Here is a 16980-nt window from a genome sequence, read left to right as displayed (position 1 = left end):
CATGAACATCGCTTCCTTCCCCCAGGGCGCAGGCCTGGGCTTGCGCCGTGCCCTGTTGCCGGAACTACTGGCGATGGATGCCGGTGCCGTGGATTTCCTCGAGTGCACGCCGGATAACTGGATCAATGTCGGCGGCCAGCATGGCGACGCCCTGGCCCGGCTGGCCGAGCGCTTCCCGCTGGCCTGCCATGGCCTCTCATTGTCCCTGGGCGGCCCGGCACCACTGGATCGCGAGCTGCTTCGAGGCATCCGCGAGTTCCTCGACGATCACAACGTGGCCTTCTTCAGTGAGCACCTGAGTTACTGCTCGGACGACGGTCAACTCTACGACCTGCTGCCACTGCCCTTTACCGACGAATCGGTACGCCACGTCGCCGCGCGCATCCGTCAGGCCCAGGATTCCCTGGAGCGACGCATCGCCGTGGAGAACATTTCCTACTACGCCGCGCCCTACCAGGCATTGCAGGAGATCGACTTCCTCCGCGCGGTACTGGAGGAGGCCGACTGCGACCTGCTTCTGGACGTCAACAATCTCTTCGTCAACTCGATAAACCACGGTTACGACGCCACCGAGTACATGGCCGCTCTGCCGGCAGAGCGGGTCGTCTACATGCATGTGGCGGGTCACTACGACGAAGCGCCGGATCTGAAGATCGACACCCATGGCGCGACCGTGAAGAGAGGCGTCTGGTCCTTGCTGGAGCAGGCCTACCAGCGCTTTGGTGCGCTGCCGACCTTGCTGGAGCGTGACTTCAACTTCCCGCCGCTGGCGGAGCTGTTGGGTGAGGTCGGGCAGATTCGGGCGCGCCAACAGGCAGTCATCTCGTGGCCGGAGGTGCGCCGTGCATGAAGTCCTGCATGAACAGCTTATGAGCATGGCGCGCCATGTACGCGACCCGCAGAACAACGCACCGCCGTCGGGGATCGAACCGCGCCGCCTGGCCGTGTACCGCCGGTTGTTCTTCGGCAATGTGGAGTCGCTGCTCGCGGGTTGCTTTCCGGTCATTCGCGCCAGCCTCGGCCCCCAGCGCTGGCAGACCCTGGTGGAAACCTTCTTTGCCGATTACCGCTGCCAGACGCCCCTGTTCACTGAAATCTCCGGGGAGTTCGTCAGCTTTCTGGAGGAGGGCGGCGCCGATGAGCTCGAGCTGCCTGCCTGGTTGCCGGAACTGGCCCATTACGAATGGGTAGAGGCCGCGCTGCTCCTCAGCGGCAGCGGTGAGCAGGACCACGACCCGGCGGGAAACCTGCTCGACGGCGTTCCCGTGCTGTCGAACCTCGCCTGGCCGCTGGCCTATCAATGGCCCGTGAGCGAGATCTCTCCCAACTTCATGCCGCAAGACATCCCCGGTCAGCCGACCCTGTTGCTGGCGCGGCGTGGTGTCGACAAGAAAGTCCACTTCTCGCGCCTGGCGCCCCTGGCCCACGCGCTGCTCGTATCCCTGCAGCAGCGTGACTGCTCCGGCCGGGAGCATCTGCAGACCCTGGCCGAAGCCATAGGCGTGGACAGCGAGGCCATCCTGCCGCAGGGCATTGCCTTGCTGGAAAACCTGCGCGCCCAGGGCGTAGTGCCCGGCACTCGCATCTGAGGCGCAGACAAATGCCGGCGCCAGCCGGCACATCCTTCCCTGCATCAAGGAAACACTCTGATGACCGCAATACTGGAAAGCACTCTCTATACCGCCCAGACACGCACCACCGGTGGCCGCGATGGGCGCGGCGAATCCTCCGACGGCGAACTGAACGTGCGCCTGAGCGCGCCCAACTCGGGGCGACCGGGAACCAATCCGGAGCAACTTCTCGGCGTTGGCTGGTCGGCCTGCTTCATTGGTGCCTTGCGCCGAGCCGGCCAGAGCCTGCAAATCCGCTTGCCGGACGACGTGGCGGTGGTCGCCGACATCGCCCTGGGCAATACCGCTGACGGTGGCTTTGCCCTGGCGGCGAAGCTGCGGGTGGAACTGCCGGGCCTGGCGAGCGAAGACAAGGCTCGACTGGTCGAGATGGCGCACCAGCTCTGCCCGTACTCCAAGGCCACTCGCGACAATATCGAGGTCACCTTCGATATTCCCTGATCAATTACGGCCAGGCCAAAGCCCGCGTTCCCGAGAGGTGCGCGGGCTTTTTTATTGCAGTTGCGATGTTGGGCCTCGTTCCTCGGACCAACCTACGGCAGGACTGCGTCCTGCTTGGCGAATGAATTCGCCCCTACAGGGTTGGTGTTGGGCTCAACCAAGGCACGGACAGCTCCCTCTCCCTCCGGGAGAGGGCTGGGGTGAGGGATGGTCCGGGTTCGAGCGGGCACTGCGTCCTGCTCGCGAATGAATTCGCTCCCCACAAAAACAACGAATCCCATCGCGTTGCAGACACGAAAAAGCCCGCACATAAGGCGGGCTTTTCATTTCGAGTGGGGTTCAGGCCTGTCGGCGGAACAGCAAAGCATCGAGGCTGAAGCGTCCAGAGCCTTTCAGCAGCAGCGGCATGGCCGCTATCAGATAGATAAGCGGCAGCTTGTAGTTGCCGTAGCCCTTGTTACTGATGGAATAGCCCTGGGCGAGCTCCGAGAGGCTCGACCAATGTTCCGGCCAGTGCACCGCGGCAATGGCGACCACGGTCAGCACCATCAGCACCAGGGTGGCGAAGCGTGTGCCCAGACCGAGCAGCAGGAGCACAGGGGCGATCAACTCGGCCCACATCGAGATCTGCCAGCTCGCCTCGGGCGGCAGCAGGTTGAAAGGGAAGGGGAAGGCGGACTGGATATCCACGAACCAGTTCTGCCCATTCCATTTTTCCAGGCCGGATTCGAAGAACTCCCAGGCGAGGAACAGGCGCAGTGGCAGATCGGCGCTCCAGGCGCCGACCCGGTCGAGCTGGTTGAAAACGAACTTGAACGGGGAGGTTGCAATGCTGCTCATGGGTGGGCTCCGTTGGCCTGCACGGGGCCGGCGGGAGTGCCGGCGCTGCTCGTGTGCCCATGTTGAAGAAGGTGATTGTCCCGGATGTGTCAGCCGTGGCCCGTCGTGTATCGCTCTGTACGTGGACTCAATCGGCGGCGCCGAGCTCCAGTCGGGCGCAGAGGCCACCGCCGTCACGGTTGGCCAGGCTCAGGTGTGCGCCCAGCGCCTGGCTCAGTTGCTGGGCGATGGCTAGCCCGAGGCCAGTTCCTCCCGTCGTGCGGTTGCGCGAGCTTTCCACGCGATAGAACGGTTTGAAGACCTCTTGCAGTTCCTCTTCGGCAATGCCCGGTCCGTTGTCGTTCACCAGCACCTGAACCTTGCCTTGCGCATCTCGTCGCACTTCCAGCTGGGCACTGCCGCCGAACTTGAGGGCGTTGTCGATCAGGTTGCTGAGCACCCTGCGGAAGGCATGGGGGCGGGTTTCCAGCAGAAGACCGCTGGAACCGTCGAGGGTGACGGCCTGGCCGCTGTCCTGGTAGTCGCACACGAGGCTGTCGAGGAAGGCATCGAGGTCGACCCGGCACAACGCTTCGCTTGCCCCATCCATGCTGCGTGCGTAGGCAACGCCTTCACGCACCAGGTGCTGCATTTCGTTCAGGTCGCTCCATAGTTTTTCCCGCTCCGGGGAAGGGTCCATCTGTTCCACGCGCAGCTTCATCCGTGTGATGGGCGTCTGCAGATCGTGGGAAATGGCCGCTAGCAATTGCATGCGTTCTTTCAGGTATGCACCGATGCGCCCCTGCAATGCATTGAAGGCGCGGGCGGCATAGGACACTTCCTGCGGACCGCGTTCGTCGAGCTCCGGACCGGGAGCGTCCGGGTCCAGATGGTCGACGGCCTGGGCGAGGCGAGCCAGTGGGCGGATTGCCATGCGCACCGCCAGCCAGGTGCAGAGCAGTAACACGGCCAGTTGCAGGATCAGCACCACCGGCAACCACTGGGCCACTGGAATGGGGCTGGGCGTGACATCCACCGTCAGTGGGCGTCCATCGCTCAAGGTCAGGTGCGCCTGGAAGTGAGGGGCCGGACCGGGAATGTTCTCGAAGCGCAGCCGATAGTGCTGGCCGATAGCCCGTTCGATGGAGGTTGCGGCCATGTGGGCCTGGGTCATGTCCATGGGCACGCCCGGCGTACCCTCGTCGAGCCGATAGCGGTAGTTGCGTCGCTCCAGAAGCGACAACCAGGTGGCGCGCTCTTCCGCCGGCAAACGGTCGATCAGTGCCACGGCGGTGCTCACGTCATGCTCCAGGTTGCCGAGCATCACGTTGCGCCCGGTCTGGTAGCGCTCGTAGAACTGCGAGGCGAAAGACAACCCGTAGGCCAGAACCAGCCCGGTGAGGAATATCAGCGCCAGGCGTGCGGCCAGGGTGCTTGGCCAGCGGGGCAGGGGCATCACGTCGTCGGCTCGATCAGTTGCACGGGCAGCGAGAAGACATAGCCTTCGCTGCGTACCGTCTTGATATAGGCGGATTCGCGAGCGTCGTCCTGCAGGCGTTGGCGCAGGCGGCTTACCAGCAGGTCGATGGAACGGTCGAACACGTCCGCCTCGCGGCCCTGGGTGAGGTTGAGCAGTTGCTCACGGCTGAGCACCCGCTGCGGATGATCGAGGAAGACGCGCAGCAGCCGATACTCGGCGCCGCTCAGGGCTACAAGCGTGCCCTCATCATCCAGCAGGTGGCGCGCAGTGGTATCCAGGCGCCATTTGCCGAAGCCGATCAATCGGCTGCTCTCGCTGATCTGCAGGTTCGGCGGCAGCATGCGCGTGCGGCGGATCACGGCATTGATCCGTGCCAGCAGCTCACGGGCCGAGAAGGGCTTGGTCAGGTAATCGTCGGCGCCCATTTCCAGGCCGATGATGCGATCGGTTTCCTCGTTGCGCGCCGTCAGCATCAACACCGGCGTCGCCTTGTGCTTGCCCACGCGCAGCTCACGGCACAGGCGCAGGCCGTCATCGCCGGGCATCATGATGTCGAGGACGATCAGGTCGACGGTATTGGCCTCGAGGAAGGCGCGCATCTGCCGGCCATCGGCCGCCAGACTGACTCGCAGGCCGTTCTTCTTCAGGTAGTTGCCGACGAGCTCGCGGATTTCCCGGTCGTCGTCAACGACCAGGATGTGGTCGACATGGTCCATGAAAAAACCTCGCTATGGCTATTCGATGCCCAGTGTATCGGGCCTTCCGGCGATTGCCCGCAAGCCTTTGTATTCCACTGTATCCAGCGCCGCGCTGATACCTGTGATTGCACAATGGCCCTGCGTATCACCGTGTATCCGCAGCCCTCGCTGATACCTGACAGCGCAATCCCGGTCCGCACCGGACACATCGGCGATACCTCCCACCGATGAAATTGGTACCCAGCGGATGCCCCCTTGCATCTGCGCCCCTTTCTCAATTGGTCGGGAGATCAGCATGAAACTCGCATCCCTGGGCACCGCCTTTTTGCTGGCAGCCACTTTCAACGTCGTCAGCCTTGCGGCGCAGGCCGCCGAGAGTGTCACACCGGAGCCTTATCGCTACGGCACGCATCTGGATATCAACAAAGTAGTGTCGCTGCGCGAGGCGCCATCCGTTCTCTGCCAGGTGGTCGATGCACGCATGGATTACCTGGACTCCAAGGGTCGGCTGCACAGCCTGGAGTACCGCAAGCACTCCGATGCCTGCAGCAATGAAAACTGACACATGACTCCAGATCCTGCGCCGGAGACGACGCGGGTCGCCAGCCCGGTGACTGCCGGGAGCCAATGCCACTGAGGTGCCTATGCTGCTCATTGCCTTTCTAGGCGGGGTGCTGACCCTGTTCAGCCCCTGCGTACTTCCTGTCCTGCCGTTACTGTTTTCCCGCGCCGGCGGTCCCGCCTGGTCGCCCTTGCTGACGCTGGCTGGCCTGGCCTCCGGTTTTGCCGTACTGGCCAGTCTGGCGGTGGTTTCCAGTGAATGGGTCATCGACGCCAGCCAATGGGGACGCTACGTCGCCCTGGTGTTGCTGGCGGCGTCGGCGGCTGCCCTGCTTTCCTCGCGAGTCGGCACCTGGCTATCGCGCCCCTGGCTCTGGTTGGGTGACCGGCTGCAAGGCGATGCCCGTCGCCTGCCACCGGCGCTTTCGGCCTGGCTGATGGGCTTTGCCGCAGGCCTGCTCTGGGCACCCTGCGCCGGGCCTATCCTGGGCCTGATCCTGTCCGGTGCCATGCTCAACGGCCCCAGTGCCTCCACCAGCCTGCTGCTGCTCAGCTACGGCCTCGGCGGCGCCCTGGCGATGGGAGCGCTGATCTTCCTCGGGCGTGGGGTGTTCCAAAGGGCGAAGCTGTCGCTGGGCGCCGTGGAGTGGCTGCGTCGCGGCGCCGGTGCAGTGGCTTTGCTGGCAGTGGTCGGCATTGCCAGTGGCACCAGCGACCAACTGTCCGGAGCGGGGTCCTCCCGGCTTGCGGCCGAGCTCGAGCGCAAGGTGATCGATGGCGTGCCAGTCCTGCTGGAAAGCCTGGTGGGCAGCGCCCGCGCCGACAGCATTGAACAACTGCCGGACCTGGGAGCTATGCCGTCGCTGCAAGGCGCGACCCAGTGGCTCAACGGCCCGCCGCTCGGCAACGAACAACTGCTCGGCAAGGTGGTGCTGGTGGACTTCTGGACCTTCGACTGCATCAACTGCCGGAACAGCCTCCCCTATGTGAACCAGTGGGCTGCGCGGTACGCCGACAAAGGACTGGTGGTGATTGGTGTGCACACACCCGAATACGCCTTCGAGCGAAAAATCGACAACGTACGCGAGGCAATCAAGCGCCTGGGCGTCAAGCACCCGGTGGCCGTCGACAACCAGTACCGCATCTGGAACGCGTTCACCAACCAGTATTGGCCGGCGCATTACTTCATCGACGCCAACGGACGGGTACGTCACTTGCACATCGGGGAGGGTGACTACGAAGAGCAGGAAGCGATCATCCAGAAGCTCCTGCAGGAGCGGGCGGAAGCGGGCAAGGCCGCGAGCTGATCCCCTCCGGACGTGCGCGGCTCATGGAGGCGCCGCGCAACACCCGGTGATGAAGGTTTTTTGGACGGATCTGCTCGAGATGGTAGGTTCTTCCCCCCTCCATGACCGAAGGACGACTTCGATGCGCCTGACAGGAATGTGCCGCGCACAGATTTTCACGCTAGCCCTTGCGGCCTCGCTCGGCGGCCAGGCGATGGCAGCGGACGGACCGGACGCTATCGCCGCCAACGTGGAGCAAGCCGCCCGCCAGGTGATGCAGCAGTACGGTATTCCAGGCCTGGCCATCGGCGTCATCGCCCAGGGCGAGCGGCGCTTCTACAACTACGGCGTGGCATCGAAGGCCTCCCGGCAGGCCGTCACTGGCGACACGCTGTTTGAGGTCGGTTCCATCAGCAAGACCCTGACCGTGACGCTCGCCAGCTATGCCGCAACCCAAGGCAAGCTGTCGCTCACCGACAGTCCGAGCCGCTACCTGCCGGAGCTCAAGGGCAGCCGGCTGGACCAGGTGACGCTGCTCAATCTCGCCACCCATACCGCTGGCGGCTTTCCGCTGCAACTGCCCGACGACGTCCGCAATGAAAGCCAGTTGATGGACTACTACAACGCCTGGCAGCCGCAGTTCGCCCCGGGGACCTACCGAACCTACGCCAACCCGAGCATCGGACTGTTGGGGGTGGTTGCCGCCAGGAGCCTGGGTGTGACCTATGTCCAGGCGATGGAGCGCGACCTGTTGCCGAAACTCGGCATGGGCAACACCTGGATAGACGTTCCTGCCAGCGCGATGCCGAACTACGCCCAGGGCTACGACAAGGAAGATGCTCCGGTGCGTGTGAATCCGGCGATGTTGGCGGCGGAAGCCTATGGGGTGAAGACGAGCAGCAAGGACCTGCTTCATTTCGTCGAAGCCAACCTGGGCCTGACAGCGTTGGATGCGTCCTTGCAGCGGGCGATCGACGCCACCCGAACCGGCTATTTCAAACTGGGCGCCATGACCCAGGACCTGATCTGGGAGCAGTACAGCTACCCGGTTGCCTTGCAAACGCTGCTGGAAGGCAATGCCAGCCGGATGGCCCTTGAAAGTCATGCCGTCACGACCATCACGCCGTCTCTGGCGCCGCAACAGGCGGTCTGGGTCAACAAGACCGGCTCGACCAATGGCTTCGGCGCCTATGTGGCCTTCGTGCCGGAGAAGAAGCTCGGCATCGTGCTGTTGGCCAACAAGAATTATCCGAACGAAGAGCGGGTGAAGCTGGCCTACCGCATTCTCGGTGAGCTGGAGGCGCATCCGTAGACCGTGGAATTGCCATCGTCGGCATGGCATCGATGCGTGCCGCACCCTATTCGCGAGGTCGTCCCAGGCCATAGCCTGGTGACTCATGATCACGCCCCAAGGGCATGGCTTTTTGCCTTCGAATCAATTCGCCCCAGAGCAAACAAGCACGCACAATTGAAAAAGGGAGGCCGAAGCCTCCCTTTTTCATGCCTTCAAGCGATTACCACTTGCCAGTGCTCATGCCGCCGTCCACGGCCAGCACGACGCCGGTGGTGAAATCGGCCTTGGCCAGGTAGAGCACGGCATCGGCGATTTCCTGAACGGTGCCGACACGACCGGAAGGCGCCAGGTTATTGAGGAAGTCGCGGGCAGCCGGGTCATGCATCGGGGTATCGATGATGCCGGGGGCCACGGCGTTCACCTGGATGTTGTGCGGTGACAGTTCCAGGGCCAGGGCACGGGTCAGTTGGTTGACGCCACCCTTGATCAACACCGGCAGCGCCGCTGGTACGTTGATGTTCGGCTGCAGGGCAACTGCCGCGGAGATATTCACGATGTGTCCGCCGCCTTGTTGCTGCATGTGCGCAGCGGCTACCTGCGAGGTGTAGACCACACCCTTGAGGTTGGTATCCAGCAGGCTTTCCAGGTCTTCCGGGGTGTAGTCGACAAAGGGTTTCGGGAGGAAGAAGCCGGCATTGTTGATCAGCACTTCGACGCTGCCGAAGGCTTCGATTGCCGCGGCGAAGGCCTTGCGGGCGGTGGCCGGATCGGCAACGTCACCGGCAACACCAACGAAGCTGGTCGGATTGCCCAGGCTGGCGGCGGCTTCCTGCAGGCGGTCGATGGAACGGGCAGTACCGACGACGTTGTAGCCGTTGTCGATGAAGGCCTTGGCCAGGCCCAGGCCGATGCCGCTGGATGCGCCGGTGATGATTGCTGTTTTCTTGCTCATGGTGTGTTCCTCGCAGAAATAGTTGGGGCTTGTTGCAGCGGATCCGGGAGGTTCGCCGCTGGTGAGGAGGACTATATTCATGCGCTTTAAGTTGATAAATCAGCTTCGCCTTGTTTCAGTTGATACCTGATGTAATCAATCTGGTGTGATTGAGCGCTTGGCACGACCTGGGAATGACATCAGCGGATCGATTTGTACGGTCTTGTATCCCGACGCCTTGCGGCTACATGAGGATGCAAAGCAACCATCAGGCGACACACGCGGGGTATCGGCAACATCGAGACTGGGCCCGACTATCGCGGGCGAGGGCCTTGCAGGTGGTCATGCCTGATGTCTATGACCTTTGCGGGATGAAATCGATGAAAACCCTGAAAAGCTTCCTGACTTCCATAGCCTTTTCCCTGGCCGGCGTAGCCGTACACACCAACGCCGCTACCGAAAACCACCGCAATTCGAGCGGCGTCTGTTTTCAACTGACTCCGCTCGGCAGCCGGAAGGCATTGCCGGAGTCGGGCCGGGATGACTCGACAAGCGAACCGCTGGAAGTCTCAGCTCTGCACGCGCAGAGCTGAGGGCAGGCAGGGGGAGTAGCCGCCGATAGCACCAAACGACTGAGTGCCGATTCGCCTGAATGGTATCGAGCATTGCGCTCGGGGAGGGGGCAGCCGGAGGAAAACCGGGGGTGCTTCCCCGGCCGCAATCGATCACGCGTAGGCCGAGCGGTAGGCGAAGATTCCCGGCAGGCCGCCGGTCATGACGAAAAGCAGGTTGCTGCCCGCCGGGAAATCGCCCCGGCGGACCGAGGCCAGCAGTCCGGCAAATGCCTTGCCGCCATACACCGGGTCGACCAGCAATCCTTCGTGGGAGGCCAGGAGTCGAGTGGCTTCCAGCATCGCGTCGGTAGGTGCGCCGTAGGCATCGCCGCGCTGGCTGCCATCGACCCGGACTGAGCCTTCATCCAGTTCTGCCGATGGAGCGAGGAGCTGCAGGACCTGACGGGTCTTGTCGACGGTCGCTGCGAGCGCTTGTTCCGCAGTGCCGAGCACGGTGTAGCCGGTAACCAGCGTGGAGGTACGCGTCAGTGTGGTGCCCGCCAGCAGCCCGGAGTGGGTGCCGCTGCTGCCGTTTGGAACGATGATTTGCCCAAACTCAAGCCCAAGGTCCATCGCCTGGCGAAGGATCTCGAGCGCACAGGCTGCATAGCCCAGACTGCCTCTGGGGCTGGAGCCGCCCAGAGGCATGAAGAAGGGGTTACGTCCTTGCTGCCTGAGCCGGTCCTGCAGCTCGGCGGCGTAAACGTCGGGATTGGCGCCATCTGGCAGACGGTGGATGTTCGCACCGAACAATCCATCGAGGATGAGGTTGCCGCTGTGGCGGAAATCGTCATCCGTACGCACGGCGGACGGGACCAGGATCAATTCGCAGGCGAGACCCTGGCGGGCCGCGACCGCCGCGGTGAGGCGTGCATGGTTGGATTGCAGACCGCCCCAGGTAACCAGGGTGTCGGCACCCTCGGCCAGTGCTTCGCCAAGCAGGAACTCCAGCTTGCGCAGCTTGTTGCCGCCGCCGCCCAGGCCGGTCAGGTCATCGCGCTTCACATAGAGGTTGCAGCCGTTCAGCTCTGGAAGGGCGCTAAGGCGTGAAAGACGCTGGATAGGCGTCTTGCCTTCCAGCAGCGCCACCCTGGGATAGCGTGCAAGGGCCGCATCCAGATTGCTGAGATCGTTCGACATGCAGGCTGCTCCTTTCGTGTCGGATGTCGCCGCCTGTGTGGCGACGGTACTTATGCCCACCCGGCGGATGCCGGGTGGGGATGGAACGGGAAGGTCATCCAGGCTGATTCTTGCGGTACTCGGTGGTGGTGATGCCGGCGTAGCCCCAGTTATCGGTATCCACTTCCTCAATGACGATATGGGTGAGGTCCGGGCGCTTGCCAAGCACGCGCTGCAGAGTGTCGGTGATCTCGGCGATGACCTGGGCCTTCTGTTCCCGGGTAACGCCGTCACGGGTGATACGAACGCTTACGAATGGCATGTTGAGCTCCTTTGAGGCTTGCTTCAGTGACACCAAGGCAGCAGGACGTTGAAGACAGCGGCTTTCATCGGCCTGGCTCCACATCGGCGGGGTTGATGGACAGAACTATATTTGTGCCGCTTGGACGGATAAATGTAGGCTCGGATACTTCACTTGATACGCGGTGTAATGAATCGTGAAACGCCATTTCGATGACATCCAGCTGGGCAGTATCGAGCTCTTTTGTCTTGCCGCGGAGGCGGGGAGTTTCACGGCTGCGGCGCTCTCGGCGGGAGTCACTCCGGCCGCCGTGAGCCGATCGATATCGCGTCTCGAAGAGCGCCTGGGGACGCGTCTGTTCGTGCGCACCACGCGCAGCATCCGTCTCACGGAAAGCGGTCGAACCTACTTCGAGCAGTGTCGGCAGGCCCTGACCCAGCTGGTTGAGGCCGAGCGCGAGGTGATGGGCAAGCAGCTCGAGCCCACCGGCGAACTTCGCATCAGCATTCCCACCACTTATGGCCACTACCGCATCCTTCCGCTGTTGTCGCGCTTTCGCGAACGTCATCCCGGCGTGACGATCGACATCCACTTGAGCAACCGCAATATCGATTTCGTCGCGGAAGGCTACGACCTGGCGATCCGCGTGCGCGCCCAGCCAGACTCGACGTTGATCGCCCGACATCTCGAAGATTCCCGACTGGTCGTGATCGCTACACCGGAATATCTCGCCCGCGTGGGAACCCCTACCAGCCTGGATGATCTCCAACAGCATGACTGCATTCAGTTCGAACTGCCGAGTAGCGGGCGGCGTATCTCCTGGCTGTTTACCGAGAACGGGAAGGAGCGGGAGATCTTCGCCAGCGGCAATTACTGTTGCTCGGATGACGTGCTGGGCGGGGTGACCCTGGCCAGGCACGGCGCCGGGTTGTTCCAGACCTATCGCTTCATCGTCGAACAGGATCTGGAGGAGGGCTCGCTGGTAGAGGTGCTCCAGGAGTTTGGTGGACGCTCCCGCCCCTACACCTTGTTGTACCCCCATGGGAGGCATGTACCGCTGCGTCTGCGTGCCTTCGTCGATTTCCTGATGGAGTGCAAGCGGGAGTGGAAGGTGTGAGCAGGGCGCCCCGCCTCCCGGAGGGGCGCGCAAGCGAGTTCAGACCAGTTTGACCTCGGCGTGTATGTTGCCTCGCGTGGCCTTGGAGTAGGGGCATGTCTGGTGAGCGGCGTCGACCACGGCCTGAGCGGTCTCGCGATCCATTCCGGGCAGGCTGACATTCAGTCGCGCCTGGATGAAGTAGTCATTGCCGGCGGTGCCAAGGTCGACTTCTGCATCGACGGCCACATCTTTCGGGACGGCGACCTTCATTCTGCTGGCCACCACGCCAATGGCTCCGATGAAGCAGGCCGACCAGCCTGCGGCGAACAATTGCTCCGGGTTGGTGCCATTTCCGGGGCCGCCAGGGGAAGAGTGCTTGATGTCCAGGCGCTTGTCGGAGCTGACGGATGCACCGTCGCGCCCACCGGTGGTGTGGACCTTGGCCGTGTACAGGACTTTTTCGATCTTGGTCATGATGGAGCCCTCCGCGAAGTGTGCTGGGGACTGCTTTTCAATCACGTTCGAGCTGGTCGGACGGGGATAAGACTAGTCCGCCAGCACCTCCGACCGGGAACTTCCGGCCTAGTGGTCGTGGCGTTTCCCCTGTGGCCCCAGGCCTGTGTATCTGCCTGTGTATGGATGCCGCGGCGTTACATCCGCATGTCATTCCCTGGTCCGTTCAATACATCCCCGACACAGATGCGCGATCTACTCATCGTTCCCGGGCGCACCAACGTCTTGCTGATTGACGAGGCACCGGACCTACGCTGATTACCATCGATGGGGTACCCAATGACCAGAAGCCTGCCTGATACGAAATCCAACCAGCCGGCCGTCGACCGACTCAATGTCCGCACCTACACCAACGGCATCGTCGGGCCCAGCCTGCCCATGCTGGGGCCACTGGCGAATGGCGGCACCCTGATCACCGGCACGCCTCCAGGCTGTTGGGGACCTATGATCACCCCGGCATTCCAGGGCGGCCATGAAGTGACGCAACCCGTTGCGATCGAGGGGGCCGAAGTGGGCGATGCAGTGGCGCTGAAGATCATCCGGATGCGGGTGACTTCGCTGGCCACCTCGTCCGGGGTGATGAAGTTCGTCGAGGGCCGCTACCACGGCGACCCCTTCGTCTCGAAATTCTGCGCGAAGTGCGGCACCGAACATCCGGCCAGCCATGTCGAAGGCATAGGAGAGGACGCGATCCGCTGCAATAACTGCGGTGCGGAGGTCAGCGCCTTCCGCTTCGGCCACGGCTACGTGATCGTGTTGGACCAGGAGAACCAGGTCAGCCTGACCGTCAACCAGGAGGTGGCCAACGGCCTGGCCGGCGATGCCTCGCAGATGTCCGCCTTGCCGGCGCTCGCCGAGCAGCATTCGATCCTCTCGCTGGCCCGCGCTGACATGCCCGGCGTGGCGGCCCACATGCGGCCGTTCCTTGGAAACATCGGCACCACGCCGTCCCGTGACATTCCCGACTCGCACAACTGCGCCGATTTCGGCCAGTACCTGGTCGGGGCGCCTCATCGTTACGGCCTGAGCGAAGAAGAACTGCATGCGGCCAAGACCGATGGCCACATGGACACCAATTCAGTGCGCGAGGGCTGCATCCTGATCTGCCCGGTAAAGGTGCCGGGGGCCGGCGTCTACATGGGCGACATGCATGCCCAGCAAGGTAATGGCGAGATCGCCGGACACGCGACGGACGTATCAGGGGAAACCGAGCTGACGGTTGAGGTGATCAAGAACCTGACGCTGGAAGGCCCGATTCTCCTGCAGAACCTCGATGACTTGCCACCCATGGCTCGGCCGATGACCGCCGAGCAGCGCCGCAAGGTCCAGGATCTGGGTGCGCGTTGGGGTCAGCACGAAGTCGAACGCAACGGCCCGATTACCTTCATCGGCAGTGGCAAGAACCTGAACGCCGCCACCGAAAACGGCTTGGAGCGCGCCGCAGCGGCCACCGGGTTGCCCTACGACGAGGTGCTCAATCGCGCCACCATTACCGGCTCCATCGAGATCAGTCGCTTGCCCGGTACGGTTCGCGTGACCTTGCTGTGCCCGATGGACGTGCTCGACCGGATGGGCATCGGCCATCTGGTGCGGGAGAAGTACCAGATCGACTGACCCTGTACCCGCGTCGCGGCTCGCAGGTTGGCTGCCCCTTTCCTGCGAGCCTTTTGACGGGCCAGACGATTGAATTCGACTATGGCTGAAAGATCGTTTCATTATCTTGCCGATCGCCCCCAGCACTCCCCGTGCTAAGCCCTGGAAACCCTTGATATCCCGTGGGATATCCCTTCACCGCCAGCGCCGCGGGCCTTGCGCCAGCGGGCTCCTCCAATATGGGTTTCACATTCCTTGTCTACTATCAATGCCATTTCCAAAACCTATTGGCTGGGTCGGTACCTGGATTCCAAGCTGAATAGAGTGGTTGGCTGAAGACAAAATGAGAGGAGATAAGCATGTCTAGCGAAGCAAAGTGCCCGTTCTCAGGGAAAAATGTGATCGCGGGTGTTATGCCATCGAATGCGCAGTGGTGGCCCAACCAACTTAATCTCAAGATCCTTCATCAGCACTCGGCAGCGTCCAACCCCCTGGGGGCGGAATTCAACTATGCCGAAGCATTCAAGACCCTCGACCTCGATGCCGTCATCAAGGACCTGCACGCCCTGATGACCGACTCGCAGGACTGGTGGCCCGCTGACTACGGCCATTACGGCCCGCTGTTCATCCGCATGGCCTGGCACGCTGCCGGCACCTATCGCATCGCCGATGGCCGCGGCGGCGCGGGCACAGGCAACCAGCGTTTCGCACCGCTCAACAGCTGGCCGGACAACGGCAACCTCGACAAGGCGCGCCGCCTGTTGTGGCCGATCAAGCAGAAGTACGGCAACAAGCTGTCATGGGGCGATCTGTTGATCCTGACCGGCAACGTTGCGCTGGAATCCATGGGATTCAAGACCTTCGGCTTCGCCGGAGGGCGCGTGGATGTCTGGGAACCCGAGGACGACGTCTACTGGGGTGCCGAGCATGAGTGGCTGGCGACCAGCGACAAACCCAACAGTCGCTACACCGGGGACAGGCAACTCGAAAATCCGCTGGCTGCCGTGCAGATGGGCCTGATCTACGTGAACCCGCAAGGTCCGGACGGAAATCCGGACCCGCTGGGCTCTGGCCGCGACGTCCGTGAGACCTTTGCCCGCATGGCAATGAACGACGAGGAAACCGTGGCCCTCACCGTCGGTGGTCACACATTCGGTAAGTGCCACGGCGCTGGCGATGCAGCGAACGTCGGTGTTGAACCGGAGGCCGGCGATATCACCGACATGGGCTTTGGCTGGAAGAACGCCCTCGGAACCGGCATGGGTAGCGACACCATCACCAGTGGCCTGGAAGGCGCCTGGACGCCGACACCGACCCAATGGGACAACAGTTATCTGGAAACGCTGTTCGGTTTCGAATGGGAGCTGACCAAGAGCCCGGCTGGCGCCTACCAGTGGAAACCCCAAGGGACAACGGGAGACGGCCTCGTGCCGGATGCCCACGATCCCAGCAAGCGCCATGCGCCCATGATGACCACCGCTGACATGGCGATGCGCATGGACCCTGTCTACGAAAAAATCTCTCGCCGCTACAAGGACAACCCACAGGAGTTGGCAGATGCCTTCGCCCGCGCCTGGTTCAAGCTGACCCACCGCGACATGGGGCCACGCAGCCGTTACCTCGGTCCGCTGGTGCCGCAGGAGGAGCTGATCTGGCAGGACCCGGTTCCAGCTGTCGACCATCCACTGGTGAATGAACAGGACATTGCCACCCTGAAGGCGAAGATCGCTGGGACCGGCCTATCGGTTTCCGAACTGGTCGGCGCCGCCTGGGCTGCCGCATCCTGCTTCCGCGGCAGCGACAAGCGCGGCGGTGCCAATGGTGCTCGCCTGCGCCTGGCTCCGCAGAAGGACTGGGAGGTCAACCAGCCGGCTGAAGCGGCCAAGGTAATTGCTGCCCTGGAAGGTATCCAGAAGGACTTCAATGCCTCCGGTAAGAAAGTCTCGCTCGCCGACCTGATCGTGCTGGCCGGTGGCGTGGGTATCGAAACCGCGGCGAAGAAAGCCGGTGTTGATGTGACCGTGCCTTTCGCGCCCGGCCGCACCGATGCCTCGCAGGAGCAGACCGATGTGGAGTCCTTCGCGCCCTTGGAGCCGCTCGCCGACGGCTTCCGCAATTACGCCAAGAAAGGCTACGAAGGTTCGACGGCGGAAATGCTCGTGGATAAGGCCCAACTGCTGAGGCTCAGCGCTCCGGAAATGACTGTGCTGGTTGGCGGCCTGCGCGTACTGGGCGCCAACTTCGGCAAGTCCCAGCACGGTGTTTTCACCAAGCGTCCGGAAACGTTGACCAACGATTTCTTCGTGAACCTGCTGGACATGCGTACCAAATGGGAAAGGTCCGCGTCCGATCCGACTGTGCTGGAAGGTCGTGACCGCAACAGCGGCGCACCCAAGTGGACCGCCACTGTGGTGGACCTCATCTTCGGCTCCAATGCCCAGCTCCGGGCGATCGCGGAAATCTACGGCAGTTCCGACTCGCCACAGGCTTTCGTGCGCGACTTCGTCGCCGCCTGGACCAAGGTGATGAATGCGGACCGCTACGACCTGAAGCAAGGGTGAGTAAGGCAGGTCCTTACAGGCCTGCCTCGTCACTTCCCT

The 16980-nt window shown here is 62.8% G+C and carries 17 protein-coding genes; 10 read left to right on the top strand and 7 right to left on the bottom strand.

Annotation, left to right across the window (positions count from 1 at the left end; translation table 11 throughout):
- The first annotated feature begins 1 nt into the window (after nucleotide 1).
- From D6Z43_RS06550 to D6Z43_RS06540, 3 genes are read left to right on the top strand one after another with little or no spacing between them, the layout of a single operon-like run.
- Nucleotides 2–850 (top strand): DUF692 domain-containing protein, encoded by an 849-nt coding sequence (locus D6Z43_RS06550; protein WP_120651175.1) that lies wholly within the window; start codon nucleotides 2–4, stop codon nucleotides 848–850.
- Nucleotides 843–1589, top strand: coding sequence for a DUF2063 domain-containing protein (locus tag D6Z43_RS06545; RefSeq protein ID WP_120651174.1), 747 nt, complete (start codon nucleotides 843–845; stop codon nucleotides 1587–1589). The genes D6Z43_RS06550 and D6Z43_RS06545 overlap by 8 nt, the downstream gene beginning before the upstream one ends.
- A gap of 60 nt (nucleotides 1590–1649) precedes the next feature.
- Nucleotides 1650–2072: an organic hydroperoxide resistance protein gene (locus D6Z43_RS06540; protein WP_120651173.1), complete on the top strand. Its 423-nt coding sequence runs from the start codon at nucleotides 1650–1652 to the stop codon at nucleotides 2070–2072.
- A 339-nt stretch (nucleotides 2073–2411) separates the two neighbouring features.
- Here D6Z43_RS06540 and D6Z43_RS06535 read toward each other — a convergent pair whose 3' ends face one another.
- The 3 genes from D6Z43_RS06535 to D6Z43_RS06525 all read right to left on the bottom strand — a co-directional run bounded on the left by D6Z43_RS06535 (nucleotide 2412) and on the right by D6Z43_RS06525 (nucleotide 5087).
- Nucleotides 2412–2912 (bottom strand): DoxX family protein, encoded by a 501-nt coding sequence (locus D6Z43_RS06535; RefSeq protein ID WP_120651172.1) that lies wholly within the window; start codon nucleotides 2910–2912, stop codon nucleotides 2412–2414.
- Nucleotides 2913–3039: 127 nt separating this feature from the next.
- Nucleotides 3040–4347, bottom strand: a complete 1308-nt coding sequence (locus tag D6Z43_RS06530) for a HAMP domain-containing sensor histidine kinase (RefSeq protein ID WP_120651171.1) — start codon at nucleotides 4345–4347, stop codon at nucleotides 3040–3042.
- Complete coding sequence (locus D6Z43_RS06525; protein ID WP_120651170.1) at nucleotides 4347–5087, bottom strand: response regulator; 741 nt, start codon at nucleotides 5085–5087, stop codon at nucleotides 4347–4349. The genes D6Z43_RS06530 and D6Z43_RS06525 overlap by 1 nt, the downstream gene beginning before the upstream one ends.
- 277 nt (nucleotides 5088–5364) lie before the next feature.
- Here D6Z43_RS06525 and D6Z43_RS06515 point away from each other — a divergent pair, with 277 nt between their 5' ends.
- From D6Z43_RS06515 to ampC, 3 genes are all read left to right on the top strand, one after another.
- A complete protein-coding gene (locus D6Z43_RS06515) occupies nucleotides 5365–5631 on the top strand; it encodes a DUF2790 domain-containing protein (protein WP_120651168.1) in 267 nt (88 codons plus the stop codon).
- Nucleotides 5632–5713: 82 nt separating this feature from the next.
- Nucleotides 5714–6937 carry a cytochrome c biogenesis protein DipZ gene (locus D6Z43_RS06510; RefSeq protein WP_120651167.1) on the top strand — a complete coding sequence of 408 codons (1224 nt, stop codon included), beginning with the start codon at nucleotides 5714–5716 and terminating at the stop codon, nucleotides 6935–6937.
- 121 nt (nucleotides 6938–7058) lie between these two features.
- On the top strand, nucleotides 7059–8228 hold the full coding sequence (ampC, locus tag D6Z43_RS06505) for a class C beta-lactamase (RefSeq protein ID WP_120651166.1): 1170 nt from the start codon (nucleotides 7059–7061) through the stop codon (nucleotides 8226–8228).
- A 202-nt stretch (nucleotides 8229–8430) separates the two neighbouring features.
- On the opposite strand, the gene D6Z43_RS06500 is transcribed toward ampC, so the two are convergent.
- The gene (locus D6Z43_RS06500) at nucleotides 8431–9162 is read right to left on the bottom strand and encodes an SDR family NAD(P)-dependent oxidoreductase (RefSeq protein ID WP_120651165.1); all 732 of its coding nucleotides are present in this window, start codon (nucleotides 9160–9162) and stop codon (nucleotides 8431–8433) included.
- Nucleotides 9163–9521: 359 nt separating this feature from the next.
- On the opposite strand from D6Z43_RS06500, the gene D6Z43_RS06495 reads away from it, so the two are divergent.
- A complete protein-coding gene (locus D6Z43_RS06495; RefSeq protein WP_120651164.1) occupies nucleotides 9522–9734 on the top strand; it encodes a hypothetical protein in 213 nt (70 codons plus the stop codon).
- Nucleotides 9735–9866: 132 nt separating this feature from the next.
- On the opposite strand, the gene D6Z43_RS06490 is transcribed toward D6Z43_RS06495, so the two are convergent.
- Together D6Z43_RS06490 and D6Z43_RS06485 are read right to left on the bottom strand one after the other, a co-directional pair.
- On the bottom strand, nucleotides 9867–10895 hold the full coding sequence (locus D6Z43_RS06490; protein WP_120651163.1) for a D-cysteine desulfhydrase family protein: 1029 nt from the start codon (nucleotides 10893–10895) through the stop codon (nucleotides 9867–9869).
- 94 nt (nucleotides 10896–10989) lie between these two features.
- Complete coding sequence (locus D6Z43_RS06485; protein WP_077521251.1) at nucleotides 10990–11196, bottom strand: 4-oxalocrotonate tautomerase family protein; 207 nt, start codon at nucleotides 11194–11196, stop codon at nucleotides 10990–10992.
- Nucleotides 11197–11371: 175 nt separating this feature from the next.
- On the opposite strand from D6Z43_RS06485, the gene D6Z43_RS06480 reads away from it, so the two are divergent.
- Nucleotides 11372–12292 (top strand): LysR family transcriptional regulator, encoded by a 921-nt coding sequence (locus D6Z43_RS06480; protein ID WP_120651162.1) that lies wholly within the window; start codon nucleotides 11372–11374, stop codon nucleotides 12290–12292.
- 39 nt (nucleotides 12293–12331) lie between these two features.
- On the opposite strand, the gene D6Z43_RS06475 is transcribed toward D6Z43_RS06480, so the two are convergent.
- Nucleotides 12332–12748, bottom strand: coding sequence for an organic hydroperoxide resistance protein (locus D6Z43_RS06475; protein ID WP_120651161.1), 417 nt, complete (start codon nucleotides 12746–12748; stop codon nucleotides 12332–12334).
- A gap of 318 nt (nucleotides 12749–13066) precedes the next feature.
- Between D6Z43_RS06475 and D6Z43_RS06470 the strand changes: the two genes are divergently transcribed.
- Nucleotides 13067–14401, top strand: coding sequence for an acetamidase/formamidase family protein (locus D6Z43_RS06470; RefSeq protein ID WP_120651160.1), 1335 nt, complete (start codon nucleotides 13067–13069; stop codon nucleotides 14399–14401).
- Nucleotides 14402–14739: 338 nt separating this feature from the next.
- On the top strand, nucleotides 14740–16941 hold the full coding sequence (katG, locus tag D6Z43_RS06465) for a catalase/peroxidase HPI (RefSeq protein ID WP_120651159.1): 2202 nt from the start codon (nucleotides 14740–14742) through the stop codon (nucleotides 16939–16941).
- Nucleotides 16942–16980 lie beyond the last annotated feature (39 nt).

It is taken from the genome of Pseudomonas sp. DY-1 (assembly GCF_003626975.1).
Taxonomy (GTDB): domain Bacteria; phylum Pseudomonadota; class Gammaproteobacteria; order Pseudomonadales; family Pseudomonadaceae; genus Metapseudomonas.
The sequence above is the reverse complement of the archived record's forward strand: the minus strand, read 5'-3'. Positions and strand labels throughout refer to the sequence as shown.

What these genes read in the sequence shown, in the direction of transcription:
- D6Z43_RS06495 (WP_120651164.1), top strand. Translation starts at nt 9,522, where the DNA reads ATGAAAACCCTGAAAAGCTTCCTGACTTCCATAGCCTTTTCCCTGGCC.
- D6Z43_RS06485 (WP_077521251.1), bottom strand. Translation starts at nt 11,196, where the DNA reads ATGCCATTCGTAAGCGTTCGTATCACCCGTGACGGCGTTACCCGGGAA.
- D6Z43_RS06470 (WP_120651160.1), top strand. Translation starts at nt 13,067, where the DNA reads ATGACCAGAAGCCTGCCTGATACGAAATCCAACCAGCCGGCCGTCGAC.
- D6Z43_RS06490 (WP_120651163.1), bottom strand. Translation starts at nt 10,895, where the DNA reads ATGTCGAACGATCTCAGCAATCTGGATGCGGCCCTTGCACGCTATCCC.
- D6Z43_RS06525 (WP_120651170.1), bottom strand. Translation starts at nt 5,087, where the DNA reads ATGGACCATGTCGACCACATCCTGGTCGTTGACGACGACCGGGAAATC.
- D6Z43_RS06515 (WP_120651168.1), top strand. Translation starts at nt 5,365, where the DNA reads ATGAAACTCGCATCCCTGGGCACCGCCTTTTTGCTGGCAGCCACTTTC.
- D6Z43_RS06500 (WP_120651165.1), bottom strand. Translation starts at nt 9,162, where the DNA reads ATGAGCAAGAAAACAGCAATCATCACCGGCGCATCCAGCGGCATCGGC.
- D6Z43_RS06550 (WP_120651175.1), top strand. Translation starts at nt 2, where the DNA reads ATGAACATCGCTTCCTTCCCCCAGGGCGCAGGCCTGGGCTTGCGCCGT.
- ampC (WP_120651166.1), top strand. Translation starts at nt 7,059, where the DNA reads ATGCGCCTGACAGGAATGTGCCGCGCACAGATTTTCACGCTAGCCCTT.
- katG (WP_120651159.1), top strand. Translation starts at nt 14,740, where the DNA reads ATGTCTAGCGAAGCAAAGTGCCCGTTCTCAGGGAAAAATGTGATCGCG.
- D6Z43_RS06530 (WP_120651171.1), bottom strand. Translation starts at nt 4,347, where the DNA reads ATGCCCCTGCCCCGCTGGCCAAGCACCCTGGCCGCACGCCTGGCGCTG.
- D6Z43_RS06535 (WP_120651172.1), bottom strand. Translation starts at nt 2,912, where the DNA reads ATGAGCAGCATTGCAACCTCCCCGTTCAAGTTCGTTTTCAACCAGCTC.
- D6Z43_RS06475 (WP_120651161.1), bottom strand. Translation starts at nt 12,748, where the DNA reads ATGACCAAGATCGAAAAAGTCCTGTACACGGCCAAGGTCCACACCACC.
- D6Z43_RS06510 (WP_120651167.1), top strand. Translation starts at nt 5,714, where the DNA reads ATGCTGCTCATTGCCTTTCTAGGCGGGGTGCTGACCCTGTTCAGCCCC.
- D6Z43_RS06540 (WP_120651173.1), top strand. Translation starts at nt 1,650, where the DNA reads ATGACCGCAATACTGGAAAGCACTCTCTATACCGCCCAGACACGCACC.